Raw genomic sequence first — 18,554 nt, forward strand, 5'->3', positions numbered from 1 at the left:
CGCTCAGCGGGAAGCCCTTAGTCCAGATGCGCGGTAAGTAGCCAGGCACGCATTGATATCCGGCCGTCCGGCTCCGGACGTATCTCGATATCCACATCCTCCAGCCGCGGTAGCGAGTTGGCATACATACGCGCAGGACGGATCTCGTCGACAGTCCAAAAGCGGGACACCACGTCGCGTAGCTCGTCCGCGGTGACCGGATGCGCGATCCCGGCAGGTGCGTGGCCGCCCGCGCGGTCGAAGACGAGAACGATGTAGGTGGCGCCCGGTGCCGCCGCGCGGACGATGGAACGCTGGTAGGCGTCGCGCAGTTCCACCGGCATGGAATGGAACAGCTCACTGTCAACAATGGTGCCGAAGCGTCCGTCGTACCCGGTGAGTGCGGTGATATCGGCGCATTCGAATGTGGCGTTGGTAAGCCCGCGACGACTGGCCTCGGCGCGAGCAAGATCGATTGCGTGCGGTGATAGGTCAATTCCCACAGTGCTGAAGCCGCGGGCGGACAGATGTAGCGACAGCGCGGCCTCACCGCAGCCCGCGTCGAGTACGTCACCGTGAATCAGCCCAGCGTCGATGAGGGTGGCGATATCAGGCTGGGGTTCGCCGATGCTCCACGGGGCAGTAAGGCCGGGAATCAGCCCGCCGCGATACGCGATATCGAAAATCTCAGGGTCCTGGAGGGGCATGCTTTCTGGATATCAGTCAGACTTACATATGTCAACATCACTGATATGAGTGATGAGGAATGGCAGCCGCTGGGCGCGTTGATGTACCGCGTGTCGGTGGCCTTGCGTTCGGAGATCGCGGCGACCCTGGCGCCGCTGAATCTGCCATTCCCTCAGTACATCTGCATGCGTGTGCTATCCGTGAACCCAGGCTGGTCTAATGCCGATCTAGCTCGCGCGACCGATGTGACCCCGCAGTCGATGAACACCGTGCTACAGGCTCTGGAGGATGCGGGATTGGTGGCCCGCCCGGACACCGTGGCCTCCGGCCGTGCGCGCCCGGCACAGTTGAGTCGGTCCGGAGCAGCCTTGCTCAAGCAGGCCGACGCGCTGGCTCGTGAGGCCGAAGAGCGGCTGCTGTCCGGCATCTCAGAACGACAGCGCAGCGACTTCTTTGCGACCCTGCGCGATATTGCGGGAGAGGACGCCTCGACCTGCTGATAGCTGGAGCGGACAGGCACCCCGGGTAGTTTGAAGATTGTGAACAAACTGGTGATGGGTGCCGCTGCGGCGCTGGCGGCGGTGCTCGCCGGGTGCTCCGCCCACACCCCGTCGGTAAACCCTGGAACCACACCCGCCGAGTCGGCCCCGGAACGGCGCACACCGGACGGGGCGGTGATCGTCACCCCGGACAATTTCGCACGTGCCGAATCGGACCTGTACTTCGGAAACATGGTGAAAGACGGGGGCTTCGGCAAGCTCCATCACATCCGTGAGCTCTCGCCGGTCGACAATCAGCTGGTGATTCGGCAGAACCGGGACACGCTGTATTCGGCGGGCGTCTTCGACCTGGATGCGGGTCCGGTCACCGTCGCCATGCCAGATTCGGGGAAGCGATTCATGTCGCTTCAGTTGATCACCGAAGACCACTATGTGTCGGGCGTCTTCTACGGCAAGGGCAATCACACCATCACTAAGGAGCAGGCGGGCACCCGCTACGTGATGGCGGGCGTGCGCACGCTGGTGAATCCGAACGATCCGGCTGACCTCAACGCGGTGCATGCGCTCCAGGACGGTGTCACCGCACAACAGGATCGGATCGGTAGTTTTGACATTCCTAAGTGGGACAGCGTAAGTCAGAAGAAGGTGCGTGCCGCGCTGCTCGAGTTGGCGGCGACGTTGCCCGATACCAGGGGGACGTTCGGCACGAAGGACACCACAGACCCCATCCGTCATCTCATCGGAACCGCATCCGCGTGGGGTGGCAACCCGGAGCAGGATGCCCTCTATCTCAATGTGAACCCGGCCAAGAATGACGGCGGCACTATCTATCGGCTGACGGTCGGCGAGGTGCCTGTTGACGGATTCTGGTCAGTAACCGTCTACAACAGGGACGGATACTTGACTCCGAATCCGCGGAATGCGTACTCAATCAACAACATCACCGCACAGCGTGGCGGCGGTAGCACGACGATTCAGTTCGGCGGATGCGTGGATACCGCCGTGAATTGCCTGCCCACCACCCCGGGCTGGAATTACATGGTGCGGCTCTACCGGGCACAGCCGCAAGTACTCGACGGCCGCTGGTCCTTTCCTGAGGCCCAGCCCGTTTCCTAACCGGAAATCAGTGCGGGGTAACGAACTTCGCGATCTGCTCGGCGACCTCGGTCCGGATATCGGCATCGGACATATCGTCGAGACCGAAACCCGCGCGCAGGCTGGGCCCCATCAGCCTCCACCCGAGCTGTAGCGCTATCGCGTGCGCCGCCGCCAGCCGGGCGTCGCGCTCGTCGGCGTGACCGGGACGTACCTGCTCCAGCAGCCATGTCATCCCGGGTTTGCGTTCCTGGAGTTCTTCGATGGGGAAGCCGTCCAGGGTCGAGCGGACCATGACGCGCAGCTGGAGATCGTGGGCGGCCTCCAGCTCTTCGATGGGCGCGCCAGCCTCACGCAGGGCCGCCGCGGCGTCTGCTAGGTGCTGCAGGGTGGCGGCAAGGAGTTGACGCTTGCTTCCGAAGTGGCGGTGGACCAACCCATGATTCACGCCGGCCCGAGTCGCCACTTCCCGGATGGACGTCGCGGCGGGGCCCTTCTCGGCGAAGAGGGCGGAGGCCGCGCTCAGTACGGCCTCGACCACCTCGTCCTTGCCGACGGGCCTCGCGCCCGTTGCCTCCGGTGTAGTCATGTGTGTACAGTAGCGGATGACCGGGTGTAGTCGATTGACTACACACAGGAACGCAGAAGGGATTCATGTCATGAGCAGCGATTTCCGTGTAGTGAAGGCGGGCGAGAACATCGGCGCCCGTGTCGAAGGGGTGCGTCTGGGCCAGGTGGATGCCGAGACTGCGGGTGCCATCAACGAGGCACTACTGGAGCACAAGGTGCTCTTCTTCCGTGGCCAGCACCACCTCGACGACGAGGCGCAATTCGCCTTCGCACGGTGCATGGGCGTACCCACCTCGCCGCACCCGACGCTGAAGTTCGACGGCGAGCGGGTGATGCGGCTCGACTCCGAGGAAGGAGGTCGCGCGAACCAGTGGCACACCGACGTCACCTTTGTGGACCGGATTCCGAAAGCCTCGATTCTGCGCGCGGTTGAGCTTCCGCCGTACGGCGGAACGACCACGTGGACCTCGACGGTCGCGGCCTACCGGCAGCTGCCCAAGCCCTTGCAAGATCTGGCCGACAACCTATGGGCCATGCACAACAACCAATTCGATTACGCGCAAGTCGATCCCGCCAAGATCGCCGAACTACTGGCCCAGGGTGGCAACGGATCGAAGTATGTACGCGAATTCGGGTCCACTCATTTCGAGGCGCATCACCCGGTGGTCCGGGTGCACCCCGAGACCGGCGAGAAGGCGTTGCTGTTGGGTAACTTCGTTAAGCGGATCCTGGACGTGAACACCGCCGAGTCCCAGGCCCTGGTCCGGATGTTCCAGGACCGGATCACATGGTTGGAGAACACCATTCGCTGGAATTGGGAGCTGGGCGACGTCGTGATGTGGGACAACCGGGCAACTCAGCACTATGCGATCTCCGACTACGGGGATCAGCGGCGGCGGATGCACCGGGTGACGCTCGCCGGCGATGTACCGGTCAGCGTCAGCGGAGAAAGCAGCCGGGTGATCGCCGGGGATGCCAGCGACTACTCCGTGATCGACAACCCCACGCGGCTCGCGGCGTAACGGCGCTGCGCCGAGTGTCGAGTCTCCGGGTCGAAGTGCCGGTGAACCGGCCGGAAACTCGACACTCGGCGGGCCCGTTGCGGGGATAGGCTCGAGGGCATGCTTCCTCCACTCCGCAGCGATGGCGCCGCGCTGATCACCGGCGCATCCTCGGGTATCGGCGAGCAGTTGGCGCGCGAATTTTCCCGGCGCGGTTACCCTTTGGTGCTCGTCGCGCGTCGCGCGGATCGGCTACAGGTTCTTGCCGACTCGATCGGGCCGAGCGCGCGGGTGCTGTCCGCCGACCTGTCGCGGGCCGCTGACCGGGCACAGCTGCCCGAGCGGGTCACCGCGCTGGGGTTAGAGGTGGACATCCTCGTCAACAACGCCGGACTGAGCACGGTCGGACCTGTGGCGGAGTCGGATCCGGTGGCCGAACTGCATCTCATCGATGTCGATGTCTCTTCGGTGGTGGACTTGTGCTCGCGTTTTGTGCCGGGAATGGTCGCGCGGGGCGGCGGTGCGGTGCTCAACGTTGGTTCGGTGGGCGGTTTCGGACCGCTTCCCGGTCAGGCCTCGTACGGCGCGGCCAAGGCCTTCGTGTTGTCGTACACCCATGCCCTCATTGAGGAGTTACGCGGCAGTGGGGTGAGCGCCGCAACGCTGTGTCCGGGCCCGGTAAAGACCGGATTTGGTGCAGCGGCGGGCATTTCAGATGAAGACGCCGAGGCCGCCATGCCCAGCGTCATGTGGGTGTCTGCGGAGGCCGTCGCACAGACCGCGGTCGAGGGGCTGGCTGCCGGCAAGAGTGTGATCGTGCCGGGCATGGCCAACCGGATCGGGGCTGCCGCCAACCACCTGCTACCGCGACGGTTACTCACTCGGTTCGTCGCGCGCGCCCATCCGGCGATGAAGAACCGCTGACTATCACGGACGGCCTTGCGCTCGCTACTAACGTAGCGCTACATTTGTAGCGTAGGGATGGCGTGAGGAGACTGCGGTGATCGATGTAGGGATTGTGGGAGCCGGGCCGACCGGACTCATGCTGGCCTGCGAGCTGGCGATACGCGGGGTGAGTTGCCGGATCTTCGAACGCCGAACCACCGCGCCGAACATCACCCGAGCGTTCGCGGTGCACGCCAGAACCCTGGAGCTGTTGGACGCCCGTGGATTGGCCGAGCAGGTGCTGGCGCGCGGACATGCGATGGACCGGCTTGCGCCGCTGCCCGGGGTGTCGATGGATCTCACCAAGATGGACTCGCCGTTCCCGATGATCGCCATGGTCGCCCAGAGCGGAACCGAGGCAGTTCTCGAGCAGCGGGCCAGGGAGTTGGGCGTCGAGATCGTCCGTGGGGTGGAGCTGGTGGGGCTGGATCAGGACGAGTCGGTGTGCATGCGATTTGTCGATGGCAGTACCGAATCCGCCCGTTATGTCGTCGGGTGCGACGGCGCGCACAGTGCGGTCCGCGAGCTGGCGGGGATCGATTTCGTCGGCGACCAATACGAAACCCACATCATGCTCGCCGACGTCCACCTGGACCCTCCCGAGGACTCCCCGATGTTCGCGCGATTCAGCAGGGAAGGGCTCGTGCTCGTCCTTCCGTTCGAGGACGGCTACTTCCGGGTTATCGCATGGGATCTGAAGCACGAGGACGTTCCGATCGGCAAGCCTTTGGAACTCGACGAGATTCGATCGGTTGCGCGTCGCGTGGGCGGCACCGACTACGGCATCCGTGATCCGCGGTGGATGTCGAGGTTCCTCTCCGAGCGGCGTCAAGCCGCGAAATATCGTGTGGGCCGGGTCTTTCTGGCCGGAGACGCCGCCCATGTGCACTCTCCCATCGGCGGGCAGGGTATGAACACCGGTATCCAGGATGCGATGAACCTGGGCTGGAAGCTCACCTCGGTGCTGCGCGGGCAGTCGTCCGATGGCCTGCTGGACACCTATGAGGCCGAACGGCATCCGGTGGGGGCGCAGGTACTTGCGCTCACCGACGGTCTGACCAAGCTGACCTTGAGCCGGTCTCGTATTCGGCAGGTTCTTCAACCGATGCTGCTGCGGGGGATGATGACGATCCCGCCGATCCGAGATCGGTTTCTGGGACGCGGGACGGGTATCGGAATCGCATACGCGCACCGGCGCGGAGACCACCCACTGGTGGGCACGCGTGTACGCGACCTTGGTTCGGCGCCAAGACTCTACGAGTTGATGCGGGACGGAAAGTTCGTGCTGCTCGACGGCACCGGGGGTGCCCTCGCCGAGGCGGCTAGGCCCTGGGCAGACAGTGCCAACGTGTTCCCGGTGGGCGCCAAGGTGAAGGGCCCGTCCGCCGTTCTGGTGCGACCCGACGGCTACGTTGGATGGGCGACCGACGCCGATGGTGCGCAGGTCCAACGGGAGCTGCCGTCCGTTCTGCACGAGTGGTTCGGTGCCCCGCAGACGGCATCGAGGTCATAGGAGAGGTCGTGGCACCGGTCAATACCGAACGACGATCGGCACTCGCGGACGCCGCGATCATGGTGCTTGCCGAGCGTGGTCTGAAGGGACTGACGCATCGCGCGGTGGATGCCGCGGCCGGCGAGCCCGTGGGGACAACGTCACGGTATTTCCGAACGCGTGAAGCGCTGCTACGTGGGGTGGCCACGCACTGTGCCAATCAGTTGGTGGGTCAGCTCGATGCCGCGACCGGCGTGACGGTTGGCGCGTTGTCGATGGACGACCTCCTCGACAGGCTGGTTCAGCTCATCGACCGGGCCATGACGGTCAATCGGGCGCGCACCCTGGCGATGATGGAACTGTTCCTGGAAGGCACGCGCTCGGACGACGTACGGCCGACCCTTGCCGAAGCGACCGGAGCCGTATTTCCGGTACTACGCACCCTGTTGGAATCCGCCGGGCTGCGACCGACGGACCGTGACGTCGCGAGCCTCTACTCGACCGTCAACGGCGTGGTACTCACGCAGTTGACGCTATCGGCCGATGCGCTCGGGCTGGGTCCGGACGTGTCGAAGGATCAGGTGGTACGAGCGACAATTCGCGCGCAGCTCGCCGCCGTACCGGGCCGTTAGGCCTTGCGTCGGCCCAGGAAGAACGCGGCGCCCGCACCGAGGATCGCGGCCACTACCGCGATACCTCCGGCGAGCCACCAGGACGGCCCGCCCGCGGCGTCCGGGCTCTTGGGTCCGAGCAGTGCCCCGACGATGGTGTTGAAGTTGTCGGTCTGATCGGTAAGGCCGGAGACGTTTGCGGCACCCGGACCGTAGGCGGCGATGCGCACCTGGGTCCCGGTGTGGGTCTGCGATTCACCTTCCGGCGCAGTCGGATACATGATCCGCATGGTGGCGCCGTCGGCCGTCTTCACCGCGACAGACAGCGCGGTCGGGTTGTCAAAGTCCTCGGGAACGATGAGCGAGGAGTGTCCGTGATCGGCGGTGACGATCACCAGGGTGTTGCCGTCCTTGCGTGCGAAGTCCAGGGCAGCGGCGACGGCCTCGTCCAGGGCGATGGTTTCCCCTATCTGACCGCAGATGTTGGCCGCGTGGTCCTGCTTGTCGATCGACGCCGACTCCACCTGTAGGAAGAAGCCCTTATCCCGCCCTTTCTTCGAGTTCACCAGCAGATCAATGGCTTTGGATGTCATCGCGGACAGCTGCGGTTGATCCTTGGGCAGCTGGGGGTTGGCCTGGCAGGTAGTTGCGGGCAGCTTGCCGCCGTTGGGGACGGCAGCGGGCGCTTTGTCCCACTGCACCGGCAGATTGCCCTTCCCGAACACGCCCAGCACCGGATTGTCGAGGCTGTCTACCTTGTTGAGATCGTCTGCCGTGGTGGGCAATTGGTACCCGGAGGCCTTGGCGACCTCCAGCGAGGTCTTGCCCTTGTGCTCGCCGGCGGTGATGGTCTCGTCGAAGTACTTGCCGCCGCCGCCGAAGCTGAGATCGGCTCGGGTGGCGACCAGCTGTTCGGAAATCGAGCCATTTCCGTTGTTCTCCTTGGCGTTGCCCGCGCACTTCTCCAGGGTTTCCTTGGGGCCCTTGCAGTCCCGATCGGTGACGTGCGCAGCAAGCACCGCCGGGGTGGCGTCCTGCAGCTCTGCGGTGGTGACGTTTCCGGTCGCGAAGCCCTGCTTCTGCACGATCTCCAGGATCGTGTCCAGCGGCTTGCCGTCGAGGTCGACGGAGATGGCGCCGTTGTAGGACTTGGTGCCGGTCGCCCAGCCGGTGCCGGAGGCGGCCGAATCGGTGACGTAGTCCGGCTTGCCCTTGTCTGGGCCGTCCTTGGTCAGTGCGAAGGTGGTGTATTCACCGGTGATCGGCAGCGCATCGAGGCCGGGAAGCTTGCCGGCGGCGCCATGCTGATAGTTGCGCGCGGAGGTGATCTCCGAGGTGCCCATGCCGTCGCCGATCAGCAGGATGACGTTCTTGGCGTCGCGGCCCTGCACCGAATCACGTAGATCCGCCGTCTTGTCGCCGTCGCGACCGCCGGGGGTGCGGTTGGCGCCACCGGTCTTGGCGATATCGCGGGCGGGCACCTCGGGGGAATCAGACGGGGGCGCGGCGGTTGCCGAGGGGGCCAGGGCCAGGACGAGGGCGGACGTGAGGGCCGTGACAGCGTGGGAGATGCGCATTGCGACAGTTTCTAGGCAACCGATGAACGCCCGGTGAACCGATACGGGCCTACGCGCCGGAGTGACGCTCCGCGGTTACCGAATAGGCCAGCAGGAGCGCCGATGAGGTCGCCTCTGTCGCGATCGCGACGGGTATAGCTCCGGTAAGCCTCCCGTGGGTGGGGATTGCGGTCAGTCGCGCACCGGCAAGTGCCGCCATGAGCAGCGACAATCCCCGCAGAGTTTGAGGGCGGGGCTTACGGACTGCCCACACCTGGACCATTCCGCACACCGCGGCCAGTACGCCGGCCGCACGCGTCTGGCTGTCAATGGCGGCGTTGGAGGGGCCACCGCCGGGAATGGCACGGGTACCCCACGCGATCTGGCCCAACCCGACGGCGGTAAGCCAACAGCCAAGGAACAGACATATCCGGCGCAGCATCATGGGTTGATTGTGTGCGATTGGGTGTGGAGACCGCGCGCCGTCCTCGCCATGCGCCGAAATCGCACGGAGATCTACGACGCGGGCAGGTCCAGCACCACGCGGCCCTCACCGCGGGAGACGCACGTCAGGAGCTGTCCCTCTTCGCGCTGCGACTCGGTGAGGATCTGATCGCGATGCTCGACGGTGCCGGCCAGCACGTTGACCCTGCAGGTGCCGCAGAATCCCTGCTGGCACGAGTAGGCGACGTGGGGCAGCCGTTCCCGAATGACGTCCAACGCCGTGCGATCGGAGGGCACCGGCAGCACTGGTCCGCCGGGGCCCAGCTGTACCTCGAACGGATGACCGTCGACCACGGGGGCCGCCGCGAATCGTTCGAAATGCAGTTCCACCGACGGCATTTCCAGCAGCCGACGCTGCAGCACCGCGAGCATGGGGGCGGGTCCGCAGCAGTACACCGCGTCGTTCTCTCCTACCCCGTGCAGCAGGTCGTCGGCGGTCGGCAGACCCGACTGATCGTCGGTTCGCACCGTCACGCGATCACCAAATCGCTTGAGCTCATTCAAGAACGGGAGCGAATCGCGGTTCCGGCCGGTGTAGACCATGGTCCAGGGCTTACCTAGCTGTTCGGCGAAGGCAATCATGGACAGAATCGGGGTGATGCCGATACCGCCGGCCACGAAGTGCAGTTTGCGAGGCCCGGGCTGGGTCATCGCCAGCGGGAACGCGTTGCGCGGCCCCAAGATGGATACTGTCGATCCGACGTTCAATACGTCGTGCACCTCGATGGAGCCACCGCCGCCAGCGGGTATGCGACGCACGGCAATTCGGTAGTGGAACGGATCGGAGACGTCACCGCACAGTGAATACTGTCGCATCCGTCCCGAGGGCAGCAGCAGATCGAGGTGTGCACCTGGATGCCAGGGCGGGAGACGCTGTCCGTCGGGCGCGGCCAGGACCAGGCTCGCCACATCCTGATCCTTGGCCTCGATCCAGCGCTCCTTCACCACGAGGTTCAGCGTCCGGTCGACGTGGTTCTCGGGCGGCTTTTTGAGGATCAGCAAGGCACCGATCGCGCGAACCGCGAGCGGGAACAGCGCTGTGCCCAGCGCGATCGTCGGCGATACCGGCAGATTGCCGTACAGCGTCGGCGGCAACGACCGCCGGTTCCGCTTGGGGAGGGGCTGCGCCTTGCGGCGCCAGGGCTTCACCGTGCGGTCTGTTCTTCGCCCAAGCGGCTCATCAGTGCCCCACCGCGGCCTTTGCAGCCGGCGAGGTGCTCAAGTACGCCACCGCCTGCGCCGTGCTACCCACCTGATCCGGGGAGAAGCCCGGACGCATGAACTCCATGGCCGACTTGCCCAGCTCACGCCACTTCAGGAAGGCGCCGCGCTTCATGGCCTTGTTCATCTGCCGCAGCACACCGAAGACCCCGTAGTTGGGCAGCGACGGATCTTGGCGCACCAGGAACTTGGTGTAGCGCAGCATCACGCCGACCAGGAGCATGGTGGCCAAAACGAACGTCAGCATCATGTGTCCGCGGCGGATCTGGAAGTACTGGGCCACGTCGTAGGCGACGCTGCGGTGCTCCACTTCCTCGGCTCCATGCCAGCGGAACAGGTCCACCATCTCCGGGTCGGCGTCGAACTTCTCGAACGGGTGGTTCAGCACCCAGTCACCGAGCACGGCCGTGAAGTGTTCGACACCGGCGATGAGGGCCAGCTTTTCCACCATCACGCGGTAGCGCAGCTTTTCGCTGCGTAGCTCGTTGGTGCGCTCCAGCATGTGCGTGACGTACTCGATCTGATCGAGTGCGGGCCGAACGTTGAGGCCGTTGCGCTCCATGAAGTCGCCCAGCACCTTGTTATGGGTCTCGGCGTGCACGGCCTCCTGGCCCATGAAGCCGATCATCGCCTCGCGGATCTTGTCGTCCTTCACGTACGGCAGTGCGCGGGTGAAGGTGTCGACGAAGGCCCGTTCTCCTTCCGGCAGAAGGAGATTGAAGGCAGAGATGAAATGCGACACGATCGGCTCGTTGGGAATCCAGTGCAGCGGGGTGTGGCTGGTGTCGAACTGGACATTACGGGGCCGTAGTACGACCTCACCGGGCTCGGTGGGTACTACGTGCAGGCCAGTGGCTTCAGTTGTGTTGCGCGACATGGCGTCCTCCTATTTGTTGAGCTTGTCGCCAAGGTTGCCCCAGAAGAACCGATTCAGTGCCGGGGCCAGGCGACTGAAGTGGTACTGCAGGTGTGCTTCCGGGGTAACCGGGACAATCGACCTGCCCTTGGTGACGGCGTTGACGATCTGCTTGGCCACCTTCTCCGGGCCATATCCCCGTTTGGCGTACAGCCCCGCCCCCTGCTGTTGCCGCTGCGCCTCGTCCGCGGCGGACAGGCCCGAAAACTGCGTGGTGCGAATGATATTCGTGTTGACGATGCCCGGGCAGATGGTGCTCACCTTCACTTTGTCGCTGGCGAGCTCGCCACGTAGCACGTCGGAGAACATGAACACGGCAGCCTTACTGGTGGCGTACGCCCCCATTTCGGGGATCGGCGTGTATGCGGCGGCGCTGGAGATGTTGACAATATGACCGCTCTTACGTGCGGCCATCCGCGGGCCAAATGCGCGGCAGCCGTATACGACTCCGCCCAAGTTGATGTTCAGCACCCGCTGGAAGTCCGCGGATGGGGTATCGAAGAATCGCCCGGCCTGGCCGATTCCGGCGTTGTTGATCAAGACGTCAGGCACTCCCTGGGCGGCGCATACGTCGTCTGCGAACGCGGTTACGGAGGCCTCGTCGGAGACGTCTAGCGCGTAGGGGTGAGCGGTTCCGCCTATTTTCTCGATGAGCCCGACGGTCTCGTTGGCGGTGTCCAGGTTGATATCGGCGACGACGATTCGGGAGCCCCGGTGCGCGAAGGCCAACGCGGTTTCACGACCGATGCCGCTCCCGGCGCCGGTCACCACCACCAGGCTGGTGCGCTGTGCGTTACCGGACGTCATGCATCCTCCTGCATCCTGCGCGCGACGGCGCTTACGTGACGGAGGAGATTGTAAATCACCGGAACCGGTCGCAAAAAGACGTGACGCTCAATACTGTTTATTGAGGAAACGCGCGTTGACCTACACATTGAGACAGTGACTCCGCCGGGTGTCGCGCCATCTAACCACCCGAGTTGGCGTGGGATGGGGTTCCTGACATATCGTTTTGATTACTTGTCGCGTCGGGGCACGAGATCCGCTGGTCAACGGTGTCCGGTGGGTGCCTCATCGTCACCGTGAGCAGACCCAGCAGACGGCCGAGAAGGACGCTACAGACAAGGGCCAACGGGCCAGCCGCGGGGTTCGGGCAACCACCCTGCGCCGGTCTGCGCGGCACCTTCGAGGAGGGCGTTGACGGTGCATCCACGCGATGCATCCGGACAGGCCCTGGAGACGAGACGAGTAGCCATGCCACACCCCGCGACCGGGCTCTATAACCCGGCCTACGAGCACGATGCGTGCGGTGTCGCCATGGTCGTGGATATGCACGGCCGGCGCAGCCGCGACATTGTGGACAAGGCAATCACCGCACTGCTGAACCTGGAACACCGCGGTGCTGCGGGAGCCGAGCCCAATAGCGGTGACGGCGCCGGAATCATGCTGCAGATACCGGACAAGTTCTTCCGGGCCGTTTGCGCAGAAGAAGGGCGCTTCGAGCTGCCCGCCGAGGGCAGCTACGCCTCCGGTATCGCTTTCCTGCCGCAGGGATCCAAGGACGCCGCCGCCGCCTGCGTGGCCGTCGACAAGATCGTTGAGGCAGAGGGTTTGACCGTTCTGGGTTGGCGTGAGGTTCCTCACGATGACTCTTCGCTGGGTGCCCTCGCTCGCGACGCCATGCCCACCTTCCGTCAGCTGTTCATTGCCGGCGCATCGGGTATGGATCTGGAGCGCCGCGTTTATGTCGTGCGCAAGCGCATCGAGCACGAGCTCGGCAACCAGGGCTCCGGCCGGGGCAGCCTCGGCGAGGAAACCGTCTATTTCCCAAGCCTTTCCGGCCGTACCTTTGTATATAAGGGCATGCTGACCACCCCGCAGCTGCGGGCGTTCTATCTTGATCTGCAGGATGAGCGGGTAGAGAGTGCGTTGGGCATCGTGCACTCGCGCTTCTCCACCAACACCTTCCCGTCCTGGCCGCTGGCACACCCCTATCGCCGGGTAGCGCACAACGGTGAGATCAACACTGTTGCGGGCAACGAGAACTGGATGCGGGCCCGCGAGGCGCTCATCACGACCGAGGCCTTCGGTGGTCCAGCCCAGCTCGACAAGATCTTCCCGATCTGTACGCGCGGTGCCTCGGACACGGCGCGGTTCGACGAGGCACTGGAGCTGCTGCACCTGGGTGGCCGCCCCTTGCACCATGCGGTGCTGATGATGATTCCCGAGGCGTGGGAACGGCACGAGTCCATGGACCCGCAGCGCCGCGCCTTCTACGAGTACCACGCCTCGCTCATGGAGCCGTGGGACGGACCGGCATCGGTGTGCTTTACCGACGGCACCATCGTCGGCGCGGTGCTCGACCGCAACGGCCTACGGCCGTCCCGTGTCTGGGTGACCGAGGATGGCCTCGTCGTGATGGCCTCTGAGTCCGGCGTTCTTGACCTGGACCCCTCCACCGTGGTGCAGCGCACCCGTCTGCAGCCCGGTCGGATGTTCCTGGTGGACACCACCCAGGGCCGCATCGTCTCCGATGACGAAGTGAAGGCCGAGCTGGCTGCCGCGGAGCCGTACCAGAAGTGGCTGGACGAGGGGCTGGTCCGGATGGAGCAGCTACCCGACCGTCCGCACCAGCACATGCCGCACAGCCGGATCGTGTTACGCCAGCAGGCTTTCGGCTACACCTACGAGGAGCTCAACATCCTGGTGGCGCCGATGGCACGCACCGGTGCCGAGGCGCTCGGATCGATGGGTACCGACACGCCAATTGCCGTGCTGTCCAGCCGTTCTCGGATGCTGTTCGACTATTTCCAGCAGCTGTTTGCTCAGGTCACCAATCCCCCGCTCGACGCGATCCGCGAAGAGGTCGTCACCAGCCTGGGCGGTGTGATCGGCCCCGAGGGCGATCTGCTGAACCCGACTCCCGAATCGTGCCACCAGATCCTGCTGCCGCAGCCGGTGCTGCACAACGACGAGCTGGACAAGCTCATCCACCTTGATCCCACCGATGAGGTCAATGGTCGTGCTCATGGCTTCTCCAGTCGTGTGGTGCGCTGCCTGTACCCCGTCGCCGAGGGCGGTGCCGGATTGCGTACCGCACTGGAATCGGTGCGCGCCGAGGCGTCCGCGGCTATCGCCGACGGTGCCCAGGTGATCATCCTGTCGGACCGCGAGTCGGACGATCAGATGGCACCCATCCCTTCGCTTTTGGCTGTTTCCGCAGTGCACCATCACCTGGTCCGCGAGAAGTCGCGCACCAAGGCCGGTCTGGTGGTTGAGGCCGGCGACGCCCGCGAGGTACACCATGTGGCGGCGCTGGTCGGCTTCGGTGCCGCCGCCGTCAACCCGTACATGGCGTTCGAGTCCATCGAGGACCTCATCGACCGCGGCATCATCGCCGGGGTGGAGCGCGACAAGGCAATCCGCAACTACATCAAGGCCGCGGGCAAGGGTGTGCTCAAGGTGATGTCCAAGATGGGCATCTCCACGCTGGCCTCCTACACCGGCGCGCAGTTGTTCCAGGCGATCGGCCTGTCGCAGGAGCTGCTCGACGAGTACTTCAGTGGGCTGTACTGCCCCACCGGCGGTATCGGCCTGGATGAGATTGCCGCCGATGTGGCCTCGCGCCATCATCTGGCGTTCCTGGACCGCCCCGAGGAGTGGGCGCACCGCGAGCTTGAAGTTGGCGGGGAGTATCAATGGCGCCGCGAGGGCGAGTACCACCTGTTCAACCCCGACACCGTCTTCAAGCTGCAGCACGCCACCCGTTCCGGGCAGTACTCGGTGTTCAAGGAGTACACGAAGCTGGTTGATGACCAGAGTGAGCGGATGGCGTCGCTGCGCGGCCTGCTGAAGTTCAAGGCCTCCAATGACACAGGGCGCCCGTCTATTTCCATCGACGAGGTGGAGCCCGCCAGCGAGATCGTGAAGCGTTTCTCCACCGGTGCGATGAGCTTCGGCTCGATCTCCGCCGAGGCGCACGAGACCCTGGCGATCGCCATGAACCGCTTGGGTGGCCGGTCGAATTCCGGTGAGGGCGGCGAGAACCCAAGCCGGTTCATCCCCGACGAGAACGGCGACTGGCGTCGCAGCGCCATCAAGCAGGTGGCTTCCGGCCGGTTCGGTGTGACCTCGCATTACCTGAGCAACTGCACCGATATCCAGATCAAGATGGCGCAGGGCGCCAAGCCCGGCGAGGGCGGCCAGCTGCCCGCGCACAAGGTGTATCCGTGGGTGGCCGAGGTGCGGCACTCCACGCCCGGCGTGGGCCTCATCTCCCCTCCTCCGCACCACGACATCTACTCCATCGAGGATTTGGCACAGCTGATCCACGACCTCAAGAACTCCAATCCGCAGGCGCGTATTCACGTGAAGCTGGTGTCGGAGAACGGCGTGGGCACGGTGGCCACGGGCGTCTCCAAGGCGCACGCCGACGTGGTGCTCATCTCCGGGCATGACGGTGGCACCGGCGCCACCCCGCTGACCTCGCAGAAGCATGCGGGTGCGCCGTGGGAGCTGGGCCTGGCTGAGACGCAGCAGACGCTGCTACTCAACGGTCTGCGCGACCGCATTGTGGTCCAGGTTGATGGTCAGCTCAAGACCGGCCGCGACGTGATGATCGCGATGCTGCTGGGCGGCGAGGAGTTCGGTTTCGCCACCGCGCCGTTGGTGGTGTCGGGCTGCATCATGATGCGCGTGTGCCACCTGGACACCTGCCCGGTGGGCGTGGCCACCCAGAACCCGGTGCTGCGCGAGCGGTTCAACGGCAAGCCGGAGTTCGTGGAGAACTTCTTCCTGTTCCTCGCCGAGGAAGTGCGAGAGCTCATGGCAGAGCTCGGCTTCCGCACCGTCAACGAGGCGGTCGGCCAGGTCGGTGCACTAGACATCGAGCGCGCGGTAGCGCACTGGAAGGCCAGCAAGATCGACCTGACTCCAGTTCTCACTGAGCCGGATTCGGCGTTCATGAACCAGGACCTGTACTGCAGCGGTTCACAGGATCACGGTCTGGAGAAGGCGCTGGATCAGCAGCTCATCGTGATGAGCCGCGAGGCGCTGGATCGCGGCACCCCGGTGAAGTTCGAGACGCTGATCACCAATGTCAACCGCACCGTGGGCACCATGCTTGGTCACGAGGTGACCAAGGCCTATGGCGGCGAAGGACTTCCGGACGACACGATCGACATCACGTTCACCGGCTCGGCCGGGAACAGCTTCGGCGCCTTCGTGCCGCGCGGCATTACCCTGCGGCTGTTCGGCGACGCCAACGACTACGTGGGCAAGGGCCTGTCGGGCGGACGCATTGCGGTGCGGCCATCCCGTGAAGCGCCGAAAGACTTTGTGGCCGAGGAGAACATCATCGGCGGCAACGTTCTCCTGTTCGGCGCGACCAGCGGTGAGGCGTTCCTGCGCGGAGTGGTGGGAGAGCGGTTCGCCGTGCGTAACTCCGGAGCCGCCGCCGTCGTCGAGGGCGTGGGCGACCACGGGTGCGAGTACATGACCGGCGGCACCGTCGTGGTGCTGGGCCCAACCGGCCGCAACTTCGCGGCGGGCATGTCGGGCGGTATGGCTTACATGTACGACCCCGACAAGCGATTGATGGACAACCTCAATGACGAGATGGTTGACCTGGAGGCGTTGGATCCCGATGACCAGCAGGTGCTGCGCAGCTTGATTGAAAAGCATGTGGCGGCAACGGAATCTGCCGTCGGACAACGCATTCTGGCCGACTGGAGCAAACAGTGCGATTCCTTCGTCAAGGTGATGCCTCGCGACTACCGTCGCGTGCTCGAGGCCATCGCCGATGCGGAGCTGACCGGAGGCGATGTGAACGAGGCGATCATGGCGGCTGCTCGTGGGTGACCCAAGCGGCTTTCTGACCCACACCGCGCGCGAGCTGCCCACGCGGCGGCCCGTGCCATTGCGGCTGCTCGACTGGAAAGAGGTCTACGAGGATTTCGAGTCTTCGAGGCTTCAACAGCAGGCGTCGCGCTGCATGGACTGCGGAATCCCGTTCTGCCACCAGGGCTGCCCGCTGGGCAACTTGATCCCCGAGTGGAACGATCTGGTGTATCGCGGGCAGTGGCGCGAGGGTATCGAGCGCCTGCACGCCACCAACAACTTCCCCGAGTTCACGGGCCGGCTCTGTCCCGCGCCGTGTGAGGCATCGTGCGTGCTGGGCATTAACCAGGACGCGGTCACCATCAAGCAGGTCGAGGTCTCCCTGATCGACAACGCCTTCGACAACGGCTGGGTCAAGCCCATCGCGTCCGAGGTGAAGACCGGCAAGAAGGTCGCGGTTGTGGGTTCCGGACCGGCGGGCTTGGCCGCGGCACAGCAGCTCACCCGGGCCGGGCACGATGTGACCGTGTACGAGCGGGCCGACCGCATTGGTGGCCTGCTGCGTTACGGCATCCCCGAGTTCAAGATGGAGAAGCGTCACATCGATCGGCGTCTGGACCAGATGCGGGCCGAGGGAACGGTTTTCGAGGCCGGCGTGAACGTCGGCGTGGATATCACGGCCGACGAGCTGCGTTCGAAGTTCGACGCGGTGGTGCTGGCCGGCGGCGCGACGGACTGGCGTGATCTGCCGGTTCCGGGCCGCGAGCTTGACGGCATCTACCAGGCCATGGAATACCTGCCATGGGCCAACAAGGTGCAGTTGGGCGACGACGTCGTGGATGAGGATGGTCAGCCGCCGATCACGGCAAAGGGCAAGCGCGTCATCATCATTGGTGGCGGCGACACCGGAGCAGACTGTCTGGGCACCGCCCACCGGCAGGGTGCGGCAAGCATTCAGCAGTTCGAGATCATGCCGAAGCCGCCGGAGACTCGCGGCGAGCGTGACCCGTGGCCGACCTACCCGACACTGTTCCGGGTGGCCTCCGCGCACGAAGAGGGCGGAGAGCGGATCTACGCCGTCAACACCGAGCGGTTCCTCGGCGATGACGGCAAGGTCACCGGTCTGCGTGCCCACGAGGTGGTCTTCAACGCCGGCAAGTTCGAGAAGGTCGAGGGCTCGGATTTCGAGCTAGAGGCCGACATCGTCTTCCTGGCAATGGGATTCGTCGGGCCGGAGAAGCCGGGCCTGCTTGAGACCCTCGGTGTTGATCTGACCGAGCGTGGCAATGTGGCGCGTGACGGTTCGTATGCGACATCCGTTGACGGCGTGTTCGTAGCCGGGGATATGGGCCGCGGCCAGTCGCTGATCGTGTGGGCGATTGCCGAGGGCCGGTCGGCTGCCTCCGCCGTGGATGCGTATCTCGTCGGTGAGACGGCGCTGCCCGCGCCGATCAAGCCGACCGCCGCGCCGCAGCGGTAGCCGGTAGACGGCGTTGCCGGAGCGGTCACGACCGATAGCTCCGGATGAATTCATTTCGCGTTGTCCGACATGTTTGCTTGATGTCGGTGTGACACGTGAGATCGGCAGTAATTTGCGTTATGCTACTGCCTGGTTCTAAACGCTCGCCGATGCAGGAGA

The 18,554-nt window shown here is 64.8% G+C and carries 15 protein-coding genes; 8 read left to right on the plus strand and 7 right to left on the minus strand.

The features are described 5' to 3' along the window. Positions 1 to 17 precede the first annotated feature (17 nt). Positions 18 to 686 carry a class I SAM-dependent methyltransferase gene (locus FZI91_RS17035; protein ID WP_155940267.1) on the minus strand — a complete coding sequence of 223 codons (669 nt, stop codon included), beginning with the start codon at positions 684 to 686 and terminating at the stop codon, positions 18 to 20. A gap of 45 nt (positions 687 to 731) precedes the next feature. Here FZI91_RS17035 and FZI91_RS17040 point away from each other — a divergent pair, with 45 nt between their 5' ends. Next, complete coding sequence (locus tag FZI91_RS17040) at positions 732 to 1,166, plus strand: MarR family winged helix-turn-helix transcriptional regulator (protein WP_155940268.1); 435 nt, start codon at positions 732 to 734, stop codon at positions 1,164 to 1,166. A gap of 231 nt (positions 1,167 to 1,397) precedes the next feature. Beyond that, entirely contained in the window at positions 1,398 to 2,282 is an 885-nt protein-coding gene (locus tag FZI91_RS17045) for a DUF1254 domain-containing protein (protein ID WP_239001804.1), read from the plus strand. Between the two features lie 7 nt (positions 2,283 to 2,289). Here the strand turns inward: FZI91_RS17045 and FZI91_RS17050 are convergent, their stop codons facing one another. After that, a complete protein-coding gene (locus tag FZI91_RS17050; RefSeq protein ID WP_155940269.1) occupies positions 2,290 to 2,850 on the minus strand; it encodes a helix-turn-helix domain-containing protein in 561 nt (186 codons plus the stop codon). 70 nt (positions 2,851 to 2,920) lie between these two features. Here FZI91_RS17050 and FZI91_RS17055 point away from each other — a divergent pair, with 70 nt between their 5' ends. The 4 genes from FZI91_RS17055 (at position 2,921) to FZI91_RS17070 (ending at position 6,901) form a co-directional block, all read left to right on the plus strand. Further along, positions 2,921 to 3,853 (plus strand): TauD/TfdA family dioxygenase, encoded by a 933-nt coding sequence (locus tag FZI91_RS17055; protein WP_155940270.1) that lies wholly within the window; start codon positions 2,921 to 2,923, stop codon positions 3,851 to 3,853. 99 nt (positions 3,854 to 3,952) lie between these two features. After that, a complete protein-coding gene (locus FZI91_RS17060) occupies positions 3,953 to 4,756 on the plus strand; it encodes an SDR family oxidoreductase (protein WP_155940271.1) in 804 nt (267 codons plus the stop codon). Positions 4,757 to 4,832: 76 nt separating this feature from the next. Then, the gene (locus tag FZI91_RS17065; RefSeq protein ID WP_162526192.1) at positions 4,833 to 6,290 is read left to right on the plus strand and encodes an FAD-dependent monooxygenase; all 1,458 of its coding nucleotides are present in this window, start codon (positions 4,833 to 4,835) and stop codon (positions 6,288 to 6,290) included. Between the two features lie 8 nt (positions 6,291 to 6,298). After that, positions 6,299 to 6,901, plus strand: coding sequence for a TetR/AcrR family transcriptional regulator (locus tag FZI91_RS17070; protein ID WP_162526191.1), 603 nt, complete (start codon positions 6,299 to 6,301; stop codon positions 6,899 to 6,901). Here the strand turns inward: FZI91_RS17070 and phoA are convergent. The 5 genes from phoA to FZI91_RS17095 all read right to left on the minus strand — a co-directional run bounded on the left by phoA (position 6,898) and on the right by FZI91_RS17095 (position 11,884). Further along, positions 6,898 to 8,457 (minus strand): alkaline phosphatase, encoded by a 1,560-nt coding sequence (gene phoA, locus FZI91_RS17075; protein ID WP_155940273.1) that lies wholly within the window; start codon positions 8,455 to 8,457, stop codon positions 6,898 to 6,900. The genes FZI91_RS17070 and phoA overlap by 4 nt on opposite strands. 49 nt (positions 8,458 to 8,506) lie before the next feature. Next, positions 8,507 to 8,881 (minus strand): DUF4345 family protein, encoded by a 375-nt coding sequence (locus FZI91_RS17080; protein WP_155940274.1) that lies wholly within the window; start codon positions 8,879 to 8,881, stop codon positions 8,507 to 8,509. Positions 8,882 to 8,952: 71 nt separating this feature from the next. Beyond that, complete coding sequence (locus tag FZI91_RS17085; RefSeq protein ID WP_162526190.1) at positions 8,953 to 10,089, minus strand: PDR/VanB family oxidoreductase; 1,137 nt, start codon at positions 10,087 to 10,089, stop codon at positions 8,953 to 8,955. A gap of 31 nt (positions 10,090 to 10,120) precedes the next feature. Then, complete coding sequence (locus FZI91_RS17090; protein WP_155940275.1) at positions 10,121 to 11,038, minus strand: metal-dependent hydrolase; 918 nt, start codon at positions 11,036 to 11,038, stop codon at positions 10,121 to 10,123. 9 nt (positions 11,039 to 11,047) lie between these two features. Then, entirely contained in the window at positions 11,048 to 11,884 is an 837-nt protein-coding gene (locus FZI91_RS17095) for an SDR family NAD(P)-dependent oxidoreductase (protein WP_155940276.1), read from the minus strand. A gap of 447 nt (positions 11,885 to 12,331) precedes the next feature. On the opposite strand from FZI91_RS17095, the gene gltB reads away from it, so the two are divergent. Together gltB and FZI91_RS17105 are read left to right on the plus strand one after the other, a co-directional pair. After that, the gene (gene gltB / locus FZI91_RS17100) at positions 12,332 to 16,936 is read left to right on the plus strand and encodes a glutamate synthase large subunit (protein WP_155940277.1); all 4,605 of its coding nucleotides are present in this window, start codon (positions 12,332 to 12,334) and stop codon (positions 16,934 to 16,936) included. Beyond that, positions 16,929 to 18,395: a glutamate synthase subunit beta gene (locus FZI91_RS17105; protein WP_162526189.1), complete on the plus strand. Its 1,467-nt coding sequence runs from the start codon at positions 16,929 to 16,931 to the stop codon at positions 18,393 to 18,395. The genes gltB and FZI91_RS17105 overlap by 8 nt, the downstream gene beginning before the upstream one ends. Positions 18,396 to 18,554: the final 159 nt, after the last annotated feature.

It is taken from the genome of Mycobacteroides sp. CBMA 271, from assembly GCF_009729205.1.
Classification (GTDB): Bacteria; Actinomycetota; Actinomycetes; order Mycobacteriales; family Mycobacteriaceae; genus Mycobacterium.

Coding starts and splice junctions, on each gene's coding strand:
- gltB (WP_155940277.1), top strand. CDS start 12,332: ATGCCACACCCCGCGACCGGGCTCTATAACCCGGCCTACGAGCACGAT.
- FZI91_RS17095 (WP_155940276.1), bottom strand. CDS start 11,884: ATGACGTCCGGTAACGCACAGCGCACCAGCCTGGTGGTGGTGACCGGC.
- FZI91_RS17045 (WP_239001804.1), top strand. CDS start 1,398: ATGGTGAAAGACGGGGGCTTCGGCAAGCTCCATCACATCCGTGAGCTC.
- FZI91_RS17035 (WP_155940267.1), bottom strand. CDS start 686: ATGCCCCTCCAGGACCCTGAGATTTTCGATATCGCGTATCGCGGCGGG.
- FZI91_RS17055 (WP_155940270.1), top strand. CDS start 2,921: ATGAGCAGCGATTTCCGTGTAGTGAAGGCGGGCGAGAACATCGGCGCC.
- FZI91_RS17040 (WP_155940268.1), top strand. CDS start 732: ATGAGTGATGAGGAATGGCAGCCGCTGGGCGCGTTGATGTACCGCGTG.
- FZI91_RS17050 (WP_155940269.1), bottom strand. CDS start 2,850: ATGACTACACCGGAGGCAACGGGCGCGAGGCCCGTCGGCAAGGACGAG.
- FZI91_RS17080 (WP_155940274.1), bottom strand. CDS start 8,881: ATGATGCTGCGCCGGATATGTCTGTTCCTTGGCTGTTGGCTTACCGCC.
- FZI91_RS17090 (WP_155940275.1), bottom strand. CDS start 11,038: ATGTCGCGCAACACAACTGAAGCCACTGGCCTGCACGTAGTACCCACC.
- FZI91_RS17060 (WP_155940271.1), top strand. CDS start 3,953: ATGCTTCCTCCACTCCGCAGCGATGGCGCCGCGCTGATCACCGGCGCA.
- phoA (WP_155940273.1), bottom strand. CDS start 8,457: ATGCGCATCTCCCACGCTGTCACGGCCCTCACGTCCGCCCTCGTCCTG.